The 12654-nt window shown below is 63.6% G+C and carries 11 protein-coding genes; 5 read left to right on the top strand and 6 right to left on the bottom strand.

Annotation, left to right across the window (positions count from 1 at the left end; all coding sequences use genetic code 11):
• Nucleotide 1: 1 nt before the first annotated feature.
• The 6 genes from LB569_RS15395 to LB569_RS15370 form a co-directional block, all read right to left on the bottom strand.
• The gene (locus LB569_RS15395; RefSeq protein ID WP_224693058.1) at nucleotides 2-895 is read right to left on the bottom strand and encodes a carbohydrate ABC transporter permease; all 894 of its coding nucleotides are present in this window, start codon (nucleotides 893-895) and stop codon (nucleotides 2-4) included.
• Nucleotides 895-1740 carry a carbohydrate ABC transporter permease gene (locus tag LB569_RS15390; RefSeq protein WP_224693057.1) on the bottom strand — a complete coding sequence of 282 codons (846 nt, stop codon included), beginning with the start codon at nucleotides 1738-1740 and terminating at the stop codon, nucleotides 895-897. Before LB569_RS15390 ends, LB569_RS15395 begins: the two co-directional genes overlap by 1 nt.
• An 80-nt stretch (nucleotides 1741-1820) precedes the next feature.
• Entirely contained in the window at nucleotides 1821-2759 is a 939-nt protein-coding gene (locus LB569_RS15385) for a sugar phosphate isomerase/epimerase family protein (RefSeq protein ID WP_224693056.1), read from the bottom strand.
• Between the two features lie 96 nt (nucleotides 2760-2855).
• Nucleotides 2856-4205 (bottom strand): ABC transporter substrate-binding protein, encoded by a 1350-nt coding sequence (locus LB569_RS15380; RefSeq protein ID WP_224693055.1) that lies wholly within the window; start codon nucleotides 4203-4205, stop codon nucleotides 2856-2858.
• Between the two features lie 257 nt (nucleotides 4206-4462).
• Complete coding sequence (locus tag LB569_RS15375) at nucleotides 4463-5746, bottom strand: NAD(P)/FAD-dependent oxidoreductase (protein WP_224693054.1); 1284 nt, start codon at nucleotides 5744-5746, stop codon at nucleotides 4463-4465.
• Nucleotides 5747-5878: 132 nt separating this feature from the next.
• Nucleotides 5879-6982, bottom strand: coding sequence for a histidinol-phosphate transaminase (locus LB569_RS15370; protein WP_263491219.1), 1104 nt, complete (start codon nucleotides 6980-6982; stop codon nucleotides 5879-5881).
• A 215-nt stretch (nucleotides 6983-7197) separates the two neighbouring features.
• Here LB569_RS15370 and LB569_RS15365 point away from each other — a divergent pair, with 215 nt between their 5' ends.
• The 5 genes from LB569_RS15365 (at nucleotide 7198) to LB569_RS15345 (ending at nucleotide 12582) form a co-directional block, all read left to right on the top strand.
• Nucleotides 7198-7971: an SDR family NAD(P)-dependent oxidoreductase gene (locus tag LB569_RS15365; protein ID WP_224693053.1), complete on the top strand. Its 774-nt coding sequence runs from the start codon at nucleotides 7198-7200 to the stop codon at nucleotides 7969-7971.
• 83 nt (nucleotides 7972-8054) lie between these two features.
• Entirely contained in the window at nucleotides 8055-9377 is a 1323-nt protein-coding gene (gene hisD, locus LB569_RS15360; RefSeq protein WP_224693052.1) for a histidinol dehydrogenase, read from the top strand.
• A gap of 15 nt (nucleotides 9378-9392) precedes the next feature.
• Nucleotides 9393-10418, top strand: a complete 1026-nt coding sequence (locus LB569_RS15355) for a zinc-dependent alcohol dehydrogenase (protein ID WP_224693135.1) — start codon at nucleotides 9393-9395, stop codon at nucleotides 10416-10418.
• Nucleotides 10419-10450: 32 nt separating this feature from the next.
• On the top strand, nucleotides 10451-11182 hold the full coding sequence (gene hutC, locus LB569_RS15350; RefSeq protein WP_224693051.1) for a histidine utilization repressor: 732 nt from the start codon (nucleotides 10451-10453) through the stop codon (nucleotides 11180-11182).
• A gap of 107 nt (nucleotides 11183-11289) precedes the next feature.
• Nucleotides 11290-12582 carry a hypothetical protein gene (locus LB569_RS15345; RefSeq protein ID WP_224693050.1) on the top strand — a complete coding sequence of 431 codons (1293 nt, stop codon included), beginning with the start codon at nucleotides 11290-11292 and terminating at the stop codon, nucleotides 12580-12582.
• The last annotated feature ends 72 nt before the right edge of the window (nucleotides 12583-12654 follow it).

Raw genomic sequence — 12654 nt, 5'->3', positions numbered from 1 at the left:
GTCAACCCTTCACGGCGCCGGCCGTCAGGCCGGCGATGAACTGCCGTTGCATGGCGAGGAAGACAACGATCACCGGCAGGGTCGTGATCGTCAACGCGGCGAAATAGAGCGTCCAGAGCGAATCGTACTGCTGGAAGAAGGAGACCAGGCCGAGCGGGATGGTTTGCACGGAGGGGTCGCGCAGCAGCAGGAAGGCGAGGAAGAAATCATTCCAGATCTCGATGAAACCGAAGATCACGATCAGCGCGACGCCCGGCCGAACCAGCGGCAGCATGATGTGGATGAGGATTTCGAGCCGGCTCGCGCCGTCGACGCGCGCGGCGTCCTCGAGGTCGGCGGGCAGGGTGACGAAGAAGCTGCGCAGGATGAACACTGACAAAGGCAGCGACGTCGCCGCATAGACGAAGGCAACGCCGAGCCGGTTGTTGATCAGGCCAAGGTCTCGCGCCACCATGAACAGCGGAATGGCCATCACCTGCGGCGGCACCAGCATGGCCGCTACCGCCACCGCGAGCACCAGGCCGCGCCCGGGAAACCGCAGCCGCGCCAAGGCATAGGCGCAGGGCGTTGCCACGACGACCAGGATAACCAGGGCCGAGCCGGTGACCAGCACGCTGCTGACGATGCGCGATCCCATGCCGGCGATGCGCCAGGCATCGACATAGTTCTGAAGCACCAGGCTCGACGGCGGACCCCAGATGTTGCTCAGCATCTCCTCCTTGGTCTTGAGCGAGCCGAACAGCACCCAAAGCAAGGGATAGAGCGTCTCGATGAGCACCAGGGTGAGCGCCGCGTAGAGGCCGGCGACTTCAAGCACGCCGCTCGCGCCGAGGCGCCGGGGACGGCGCGCCGCGTCACTATCGAGTGTGAGCGAAGGCTTGGCCGCGCTGCTCATCAGATATCCAGCCTCTGTCGCCGCATCATGGCGAGCAGGCCGACGCTGGCCAGCCCGACGATCAGGAACAGCACGTATCCGACCGCCGCCGCGTAGCTCATGGCCCCGTCCTGAAAAGCCTTGCTCATCATGTAGGTGAGCACCACCTCGGTGGCGTGGTTCGGGCCGCCCTTGGTCAGCACATAGACGATGTCGAAATTGCGTACGAAGGCGCCGGAAAGACCGAGAATGGTGTTGATGAAGACGATCGGCATCATCATCGGGATGGTGACATGCCGGAAGCGCTGCAGTGGACCGGCACCGTCCATCTTGGCCGATTCATAGAGTTCCGAAGGGATCGTCTGCAGCCCCGCCAGGTAGATGACGGCATGGAAGCCGAGCCATTTCCAGACGTCGACGACGATGATCGAATAGAGCGCGATGTCGGCATCGCCGAGCCATGATTGTTTCAGTCCGCCGAGACCGAATAGATCGAGAGCGCCGTTGAGCAGGCCGAAGACCGGATTGTAGATCCAGGACCAGAGCAGCCCGACGGCGACGAAGGACATCGTCACCGGGACGAAGGCGGCGGCACGAAAAAAAGCGCGGCCGACCAGCGCCCGGTCGAGAAGCAGCGCCAGCCCGAGGCCGAGCATGTTCTTCAGGATGACGACGGCGACGACGAAGATCAGATTGTTGCGCAGCGCACCGAGGAAGATGCGGTCATGCGCGAGGCGTGTGTAGTTGGAAAAACCTGCCCAGGTCGGGTCGGAAAACCCGTCCCAATTGTGCAGGCTGAGCCAGAAACCGTTGACGAAGGGCCAGAGGTAGAAGAGGCAAAACAGGATCGCGGCGGGCAGGATCATCAAGAAGGCAACCGCACCGTCCCCGGCAAGAAAGCGCCAGGGATCGGATCTAGGAGCGGTAGGCTCTTGCGATCGCGTGGTCATGCGGCCTTGGCGCCTTGCGGCGTCAGGACCAGCCCGAGCGTGTCCCTGACATAGGCAATGCTTTCCAGCGTGCTTTGCTCCGCCGTCTTCTTCGACGCATCCAGTTCGATGATGGCGAGGCCGTCGTAGTTCGCCTCCAGCAGGACGTCGACGATGCCGGCAAGATCGACGACGCCAGCGCCGAGTTCGCAAAACGCGCCATATCGGTCATAGCCTTTCAGAGCCGGATCGACCCTGGTGTCCTTGAAGTGCATGTATCGCACCGCCGACATGTAGGTCCTGACCGCGTCGACCGGATCGGAATTGGTGTGGGCAAGGTGGGCCGGATCGATGCACAGCCCGGCGAGATCGGTGTCCAGTTCATCCATCATGCGATCGAGCTGGTCGCGGCGCTCGATGAAGGTGTCGAGATGCGGATGATAGACCGTCTCGATGCCAAGGTCTTTTGTCCGTCGGCCGATATCCTCTAGGGCCCGGCAAAAGGCGCGGTAGTCGTCGGGAGTGTGAGGCCCGGCGATGGCTTCCGAGGGACCGCCGCCGAGAACCAGCACCGGTGACCCAAAACCCTTCAGCATCCTGGTTAGCGCCACCAGCACGTCGCGCTCATAGGGCCATGCGACCGGATTGGTGAAGATCGCATTGACGTAGAAGGATGAGAGCTTGATGCCATGCTCGCTCTGGCCTTCCGAGAGCAGCGCGTAGCGCCGCAATATGTCGGTGTCGGTGGTGACCCCCATCGGCGCCTGATTGCCGAGCTGCATGTATTTGCGGGCGTACTGGTCCGACAGGCTGGTGAAGGCGAGGATCTCGAACCAGCCAAACCCCTGTTCGGCCAGGAATTTGATGGCCGGCCCGAGCGGCAGGCCGGTGAGGTCCCAGCTGTTCAGATGATAGCCGATCGAGAAGCGCTGCCGGTCGGCGCGGGTCTGCGTCATGTGTTGTCTCCGATTGATGAGGCTGCCCGAAACGGGCGGCCTCTGTTTGTTTGTGCCTCGCTGATGGCTTGGCAGGGGCGCGCGCGCCTGGATGCCCTATTTGGGCGGCCAGTTGCCCTGGGCCTTGAGGTCGTCGAAGGTGGCCTGGATCGAGGCGGCGGCGTCCTCCGGCGTCGTCGTGCCGCCGACGATGCCGGCGATGGCCGAAGCCGTGGCGGTCGCGACTTCCGAAGGCCAGATCCAGTCGAGGAACTTGATCGTGCTCGGGAAGGCCTGCTTGCGCAGTTCGACGGCATAGGCGTCGTCGACTTGCGGCACGCCCTTGATCGAGGCGGCGATCGGCTGCTCCGGCGCAAGATAGAGCGTCGCCACCTCGGGCCTTGTCAGATATTCGATGAACTTGACCGCCGCATCGAGCTTCTCGGGGGGGATAGACGAGGAGACGCACATACCGTTGTCGGCGCCGCCGCCATGGCCCGGCGCGCCCGGCGTTCCGTCCATTTTCGGAAAGGCAAAGACACCCCATTTGAACGTCTTCACGCTGGCCTGGAGCGATGGGATTTCCCACGTGCCGCCATAATACATGGCGCTCTTGCCGGCGGCGAAGGCGGCCCGCATGCCGTCCTGGTCGACCGAAAGCGAATCCTTGGACAGGATGCCGTCGTCCACCCATTGCTTGATCAGCTTGAACCCTTCGACATCGGGCGCGTCGGTGAATTTCGCCGTGCCTTCCAGGTTCTTCTGGGTCTTGCCGACGGCGTCGCCCGAGGCCTGCGACAAGGTCTCGAAGTACCACATCGGCCACATCACGGTGTTCGAACCCTGATGCAAGAGCGGGATCACGCCTTCGGCCTTCAACTTCGGCACGGCTGCCTTGAGGTCGTCATAGGTCGGCGGAACCGGGACGCCGAGCTTCTGGAACAGGTCGACATTGTAGAAGATCGTCGATGTCGACAGCGTCGAGATCGGCACGCCGTAGACCTGTCCGCTGATGGTGAAGGCGCCAAGTGCCGCGGCGTCGATCCGGTCCTGGAACGGCTTGATCTTGTCGGTGATCGGTATGATCAGCTTGCGCCTGACATAGGCGCCGTTGGTGTAGAAGGCCGGGCAGGCGATCAGGTCCATTTCCTGGTTCGCCAGCTTGGCGGTCATCAGGCGCTGGATCGAATCGGTCTGCGGTCCCTGCGCGTCCCATTCGACCGCGGTCACGTCGGGATTGGCTTTGAGGAAACCGTCGATGACCTGCTGCTGGATTTTCTTCTGTTCGTCCGGCGGTTGGCGCGGTGCGAGTTCGTCAAGGGCTGAGCCGCCGAAAACCTTGAGCGTGATCCCGTCGGCATGGGCAATGCCGGGTCCGGTGATCAGGCCGAGGCTTAGCGCGGTGGCAAGGATGAAGCTGACGGGGCTTTGTTTCGAACGATGGGTCACTCTCTGCTGAACGGGCATCTGGCTCTCCTTTTCGCCAATGCCGAGGGGCAACCTCGGGACCAAGATCGTTGATGGTCATATGATCTTGGTCGCCTGTTATGATTTTTGTCAATCGGCAAGTGTGCCTATAATTTGATCGGCCCGTGGCGGGCACCTGGAGGGGCCAAAAATGGCTCAGCCTCGCGTTCGCGTACTGGAACGACGTTGCAACAAACCGATCGCGGCCTAGCCAGGCTGCGATCCCATGGGCCGTCAGGCCGGGCCGGCTTGTCTCGTCAGAGGCCGAACCGGTCCTTCACCCGGCCCGAAAGGATCGCCGCCTTGACGCCAAGCGGCCAGAAGCGATGGAACCGGATGGGCTTCAGTCCCGATATCGGCATGGGGAAGGGAGCGGTCGCGTCGCCGCGAAGGCGATTTGCCAGCGCCTTGCCCATCGCCGAGGCCATGGCGACGCCACGGCCGTTGTAGCCAAGGCAGATCAGCACGCCGTCTTCCGGCTCGTGAACGTGCGGGAGATGATCCCCGGTGATCGCGACCCGGCCGTTCCAGCCATGTGTCCACGCAGTTCCCGCGAGCGCCGGCCAGAGCCGCGGCGCATAGTCGGTGAGGTAGCGGATGGCGGAAGCATCCCCGATGGGTCTCATCGGTCCCCGGCCGCCCATGAGAAGCCGGTTCCGCGCGTCGATCCGGTAATAGACGGTGATGTTGCCCGCCTCGTAGACGACGGGCCTGTGCGGGAGAATTGCCGCCGCCACCGCCGGCGGCAGCGGTTCGGTCGCCGCGATGGCGCTGAACACCGGCACCAAAGATTGCTCCAGGCCCGGCCACAGGGCTCCGGTATAGCCATTGGTCGCGACAAGAACCTTGTCGGCGCTGACGGACCCGCTTGCCGTCTTGAGGAGCCATCGCCCGGCCTCGCGGCCAAGCGAGAGGACTTCGCTATCGCCGAATATCCGCGCGCCGTCGTTCTGGGCCGCCGCAGCAAGGCCCAGCGTGTATTTCAGGGGATGGAGATCGCCGCCGCGGGCGTCGAACATGCCGGATATGTATCTGTCGGTTCCGGTTCGCGCCGCCATGGCCTCGGCGTCCAGCATTTCGACGGGCATCCCCCGTCGCACGCATTGCGCCGCTGTGGTCCGCACCGCGACTTCCGGCTTCGGCCGGACGGCCGCGCGTATGGTGCCGTTCTGCCGGGCCTCGCACTCGATCGACAGGCGCTTGATGAGGTCGAAGGTGAAATCTGGCGCACCGTAGGAGAAGTCGATCATCCGCGACCCGAGGTCGGAGCCGAACATCGCCTCGATCGTGCCGGGATCGTATTTGAGCCCGGGATTGACCTGGCCGCCATTCCTGCCCGACGCACCAGAGCCCGGCTGGTGGGCCTCGAGCACACAGACGTCGTCGCCGGCTTCCGCCAGATGCAAGGCGGTCGACAGGCCCGTGAAGCCGCCGCCGACAATGGCGACCCTTGCGCGCTGCGCACCGGCCAGGGAAGGATAGTTGCCGGTGCCGCTGGCCGTTTCGCGGTAGAGGCTCCTGGGCGGGCTGCTTTCCAGCATATGACGGGCTCTTACGATAGGGCGGCGGGCTTGACGGGCAAGCTGGTTTTCAATTGCCCGATATCGTGCACGCGCGGCAGACCCAGACTTTGGTGTCGGGTGCGCCAGGCAATTCCGCCGGGGCTCGGGAGATCACAACAATTGCGACAGCGCGGTCATGAAGTGGTCGTTCTCCGACGGCGAGCCGATGCTGACGCGCACATAGGTGTCGAAGCCTTCCTGCTTCCAGGGTTTGACGATGACGCCGTCCCGCAGCAGGCCTTCGACGAAGGCGGTGGCATCTTGCCGGCAGTCGAAGAACAGGAAGTTGCCCCGGGACGGAGCGACTTCGAGGCCTTTGCCGGTCAGGAAACTCTCGACGCGTGCCCGCTCCGTCCTGGCCAGCGCGACGACCTTGGCCAGGTGCTCGTCATCCGCGAGCGCCGCCAGCGCGGCGGCCTGCGCGACGCCATTGGCGTTGAACGGCGTGCGCACCCTGTCGAGCAGCGCGCGCAATTGCGGGTCGCCGACAATGCCGAAGCCGATCCGCAGCCCTGCCAGGCCGAACGCCTTGGAAAATGTCCGCAGCACGATCCAGGGTTGATCGCGTTTGCTCAGATGGGGCAGGGACGAGACATAGTCGTCGCCCTCGGCATATTCGGCATAGGCCTCATCCATGACGATCAGCGTCTCGTCGCTGACAGCATCCAGGAGCTTCGACATTTCGCCGCCGGAGAGCCAGCTGCCGACCGGGTTCATCGGGTTCGAGAACAGGAGCATGCGGGGCCGTTCGCGCACGGCCTCAATGAGCGCGTCGACATCGATGCTGAGATCGTCGTTGACGCCGACACGTTTGACGCTCGCGCCCATCAGCGTGGCATAGTCCTCGTGCAGCGGGAACGATGGATAGAGGGTGACGACGGCATCTTCCGGCCGCAGGACGGCACGGCTGATGACGGAGAGAAGATCCTCCGAACCGTTGCCGAGAATGACCTGGTCTTCGCCGACCGCATGTCTGGCGGCGATGGCCTGCCGCAGTTCGCGCCCGGTCGGATCCGGATAGAGCCGGAACATTTCGGAGCCGCCCTGCATCATCCTGGCCAGGGTCGGGCTCGGGCCGATGGGGTTTTCATTCGAGCCCAGCTTGGCGATCCTGGCCGGGGCGTATCGCAGCATCACCTCGCCGATGGTCAGCCCGGAATTGTAAGGTGACAGACGCTTGACTTCGGTTCTGACCATGTCTGAAGCTTTGGACAAGTTTGGTCTCCTCCATCGCGGGCCGATGCTGTTGTCCGCAAGCCTCGAACAAATCGCCGCCGCGGGATCTCGTCCGGGCGAGCCAAGCATGCGATCGAGCCCGGGGGCGGACGACGTAACCACTATCGCACTCAATGTCGTTTGTATATGCTTGTATATGTAAGTTGACCTGATAGTCTCTGCGCAACGCGACCGGAGCGGCCAAGGAGGATCATATGCGCAACGCTGCTCTTTTCGACCTCTCCGGCAGGAAGGCGCTCGTGACCGGCGCAAGTCGTGGCATTGGGCGCAGCCTCGCCGAGGCGCTCAGCGCGGCCGGCGCCGACGTCGCGGTCACCGCGCGCAGCCTGGACTCGCTCGACGAGACGGCGGCGGCCATCCGCGCCGCCGGCGGGGTCGCGCATGCCATTGCCCTTGATGTGACCGATGTCGAGCGCTGCCGCGCGGCCGTTGGCGAGGCAGCCCGCCTGCTTGGCGGCCTCGACATCCTCATCAACAATGCCGGGGTGGAGGAGGTGCGCCCCTCGCTCGATGTCGACGAGGCGCTGTGGGACCGGATCGTCGACACCAATCTCAAAGGGGCGTTCTTCTGCGCCCAGGCCGCGGCGCGGCAGATGCGGGATGCCGGTCGGCCCGGCGCCATCATCAACCTCTGCTCGCTGACGTCGGAAGTCGGCATCCCGACGGCGGTGCCGTACGGCTCGTCCAAGTCGGGCCTGCTCGGCATGACCCGGGCGCTGGCGGCGGAGTGGGCGCAGCTTGGCATCAGGGTCAATGCCATCGCCCCGGGCTACTTCAGGACGGCGATGACGGAGGCGTTCTACGACAACGAGACCTGGCGGCAATCCATGCTGGCCAAGATCCCGCAGCATCGTTTCGGCGACCTCCGCGACCTGCACGGCGTCGCCGTGTTCCTTGCCTCGGATGCCGCCGCCTACATAACCGGCCAGTCCATTCCGGTGGATGGCGGTTTCCTCGCCTCGATCTGAGGGGGATCGCCGATGTTTCGAATTGAATGTCTTCCGCGATGTGACCGGTCGGCACAATGCGCTCTGAACTGAAGGAAAAATCCATGTCCGACATCAGCTTCCACGATCTGTCGTCCCTCGATGCCACCCAGCGGGCCGGGTTGCTGAAACGCGCCGAGGGTGATCTGTCGGTCTTTGTCGAAAAAGTCCGCCCGATCATCCAGGCGGTCAGGGACGAGGGTGACGCCGCCCTGATCCGCTTTGCCAGGGAACTCGACAAGGCCAATGTGGCCGAAGGCGAACTGAAGGTGTCGGAAGCGGAATTCGACGCGGCATTCGACAAGGTCGAGAAGGAAGTCGTGGAGAGCATCGGCTTCGGCATCGACAACATCAGGCGCTTCCACGAGGAGCAGAAGCCGGAAACCATGTGGCTCAAGGAGGTCCGGCCGGGCGCCTATGCCGGTGACAGGTATACGCCGATCGCCTCCGTCGCGCTTTACGTGCCGCGCGGCAAGGGCGCCTTTCCCTCGGTGACGATGATGACGTCGGTCCCGGCCGTCATTGCCGGCGTGCCGCGGATAGCGATCGTGACGCCGCCGACAGCGGACGGTTCCGTGGATGCGGCCACGCTGGTCGCTGCTCGTCTCGCCGGGGTTGACACCGTCTACAAATGTGGCGGCGCGCAGGCCGTCGCCGCCGTCGCCTACGGCACCGAGACAGTGAAGCCGGCGCTCAAGATCGTTGGCCCCGGCAGCCCCTGGGTGGTGGCGGCCAAGAGCGTGTTGTCCTCGATCATCAACACCGGTCTGCCGGCCGGACCGTCGGAAGCCATCATCTTTGCCGACGACAGCGTCGATGGCGGCCTTGCCGCGCTCGATCTGCTGATCGAGGCCGAGCACGGACCGGATTCCTCGGCCTATCTGGTGACGCACAGCCGCAAGGTTGCCGAGGCAGCACTTGCAGCACTTCCCGAACACTGGTCGCGCATGACCGAACAGCGCGTCGAATTCTCGCGCGCGGTGCTGACGGGAAAGCGCGGCGGCATCGTCCTGACCGCATCGCTGGAAGAGTCCTACCGCTTCATCAACGACTATGCGCCCGAACATCTCGAAATCCTCTCGACGGAGCCATTCGCGCATCTCGGCCACATCACGGAGGCGGCCGAGATCCTGATGGGCCCGCATACGCCCGTGACCCTTGCAAACTTCGTGCTTGGGCCCAATGCCGTGCTGCCGACCAGCCGCTGGGCGCGCACCTATGGGCCGCTTTCGGTGACGGATTTCGTCAAGCGCTCGTCGGTCGGCTATGTCACCTCGGCCGCCTATCCTGAACTGGCGCTGCATGCCCGCAGGCTCGCCCGCTACGAGGGTTTCAGCTCGCACGAAAACGCGGTCTCGGAAATCCGCGACCGCTATCTCGCCGGCTGAGGGGAGGCGATGGCGATGAAGGCGGCAAGGCTTTATGGACCTGGGGATCTGCGCGTCGAGGACATCGCGGCACCTGGCATTCCAGATGCCGGCTGGGTGAAGCTCAGCGTCGATGCCGCCGGCATTTGCGGTTCGGACCTGCACAATTTCCGCACCGGCCAATGGATAAGCCGGTCGCCCTCGACGGCCGGCCACGAACTGACCGGCACGGTGATCGCTGTCGGCGAGGGCGTCGGTACAATCGCCGTCGGCGACAGGGTGGTCGCCGATTCCCGTTTCTGGTGCGGAGACTGCGCGCAATGCCATGCCGGCAGGCGGCATCTCTGCGTCGCGCTGGGCTTCGTTGGCGAAATCTGCGATGGCGGTTTTGCCGAACAGGTGGTGTTGCCCGCACGTTTGCTGCACGTGATCGACGCCGGCCTTGACGAACGGGTCGCCGCCATGGCCGAGCCGCTCGCGGTCGCGCTGCACGCGGTGCGGCGTCTGCCGAAGACGGCGAGCGCGGTGCTTGTCGTCGGCTGCGGGCCGATCGGTGGTCTTGCCGCGCTGCTGCTTTCCCGAACTTTCGCCGGCACCGTACTTGTCGCCGACCGCAACCAGGCACGTTGTGCCCGCGTGGCGCGGGTGACGGGCGCCACGATCGTCGATCTCGACCGTGATGCCATTGCCGCCGCAACAGCCAACACTTCGCTGCTGGCGGCCGTCGAAGCGACCGGCAGTATAGCTGCCTTCAATAAGCTGCTCGGCGTGCTCGATTCCGGCGCCACGGTGGCCATGGTCGGCATCTTCCACGGGCGTCTCGACATTGATCCCAATCTTCTGGTCGAACGCGAAATCGCGTTGCTGGGATGCCATGCCTTTGCCGACGAATTGCCCGTGGCCGTACGGATGCTGGGGGAACTCAGTGAGCCGCTGCTGGCGCTGATCGATCGTGAGATCGGCCTCGACGAGATTCCAGCCGCCTATGAGCGGCTGCTTGCGGGCAAGAGCGATGGCTTGAAAACAATCATCCGCATGCGGCAACCTGCCGAACATCGTTGATTTCCAATAGTTTGCCGGAAAGGACTTTTGAAATGATCGATTTGCCCGACACGGCGAGCCCCCTTTACGAGAAGGTGAAGGACTACATCCTGACCAACATCGGAACAGGCCGGTGGGGCAAGGATCGCAAGCTGCCGTCGGAGAACGAGCTGGTGGTTTCGCTGGGCGTTTCGCGGATGACGGTTCACCGGGCTCTGCGAGAGCTGACCGCCGCCGGATTCCTGATCCGGCTGCAGGGCGTCGGAACGTTCATCGCGCCACCCCGGCCGCAATCGACGCTGATCGAGATCAACAACATCGCCGCCGAGATCGTCGAGCGCGGCAACAGGCATCGTTCCGAAGTCCTCGTCCTCGAAACCATCATGCCGACCAAGGAACTCGCTCTGTCGTTCGAGTTTGCGAAGCGGGTTTCGATCTATCACTCCGTCGTCGTCAATTTCGAGAACGACCTGCCGGTGCAACTGGAGGAGCGCTTCGTCAATCCGGGCCTGATACCCGACTATGACAAGCAGGACTTCGCCAAGACGGCAACCTATGACTATCTCATGCAGAAGACCCCGGTGACCGAGGTCGAGCATATCATCTCCGCCATCCCGGCCGACAAGGAGACCGCGCGGCATCTGGCAATCGACGTCGGCAGTTGCTGCCTTCTCCTGCATCGCCGGACATGGACGGGGGCGGTCGTGGCCACGATCAGCAAATTGACCTATGCCGGCAGCCGCTATTCGCTTGGCAGCCGCTACTCGCCTTCCAGGACAGGATGAAGTCGATAGCCAAAGCATCCCGAGAAGGTTTGGCCGCTAATGTATGTACATGTACTGATAATAATCGCGTCACGCTTGACCGGCGGATCGCCTGGAAGGAACGACTGATGACGGCGACACCGAGCCGCACGGCGCGGATCAGGGCTCTCGCGCAGCATGATGTCGCCGAAGCGCAACGTGCGCTGTCGGCATTGCTGGGCGACCTGTTTGGAATGAACCCCGGCAATGTCCGCATCAATGTCGACAAATACAGCCTTAATTCGTTGAACGGCTTCTTCGACAGCGAGGGTCAAGCATACTTCTTCAAGTTTCATCAGGAGGAACGGGAAGAGGCGATGGCCGGCGAATATTATCGCGCCGAAATCCTGTCGCGCGCCGGCCTGCCGGTCGACCAGCCCGTGCACATGTCCGCCCAGCCCGGCGAGCAGATCCTTGTCTATCGCCGGCGTACGGATCCGAGATTTTCGGATGTGCTGTTCGCGCTGGATACCAGGGACGATGCCGGCGGACGGCGCGAGGCGGTTCTTGCCGAGCGCGACCTGTCCGCCAGGCTGCTCGATGTCTATCTGGAAACGCTGCATCCGGTGACCGTCGCGCAGGTGTCGGCGGAGCCGATCCATCGGCTGTTCCACGAGCGGCTGATCGACGCCGATACGCGTTTGTCGCCAGGGGGCCGCCTGGCCGATTTCTACGTCGGCAAGCCGTTTGTCTTTCCCGGCGTGGAACTTGGTTGGGACCAGTTCTCCCGGCTGAAGTTCGTCATCAACGGCCGGCGCTACATCAGCAGCATCGGCGAACTTTTCGACGCCGCCGCGGAGCGCCTGCGGCCGGACAGGCTTGCCGATGCCGGCGGTGTGGTGGCGCATGGCGACGCCCACAATGCCAATGTCTGGTACGTGGAGAAAGCAGGAGGGGCGGAACTGTCCTTCTTCGATCCCGCCTTTGCCGGCTCGCACATCCCCACGCTGTTGGCCGAGGTGAAGGCGACGTTCCACAACATCTTCGCCCACCCGTTCTGGCTCTACGATCCGGCCATGGCGACACAGGCTTTTCAAGCGCGAGCGCGGCTGGATGGCGATTTTCTGCATGTCGACACGGACTGGGATTTGAGCCCGGTCCGCAGCGACCTTCTGGAAGTGAAGGCGGTCGACCTGTGGCGGCCCTTGCTGCTGAAACTCAAGCGTCGCGGCATGCTGCCGGCGGATTGGCGAACCGTGCTGCGCTTGGGGCTGTTCCTGTCGCCGACCCTGGTCATGAACCTGCGGGCTGGCGCGCGAAGCCACACGCCGGTCTCGTCTCTCATTGGTTTTTCAGTCGCGGTTATGGTCGGCAGCGAGCCCGATGGCGGAACCGACCGGGTGACCGGTTTTTTTGACCGGATCGATCCCGAAAAAGCATAAGGGGTCGGGTGGAGGACTCGCGCTGATCAACGTAAAATTCTAGCCGCTCCAACTTGTATATGCATGTATGTA

This window comes from Mesorhizobium sp. BH1-1-4, assembly GCF_020165665.1.
GTDB lineage: Bacteria > Pseudomonadota > Alphaproteobacteria > Rhizobiales > Rhizobiaceae > Mesorhizobium.
The sequence above is the reverse complement of the archived record's forward strand: the minus strand, read 5'-3'. Positions and strand labels throughout refer to the sequence as shown.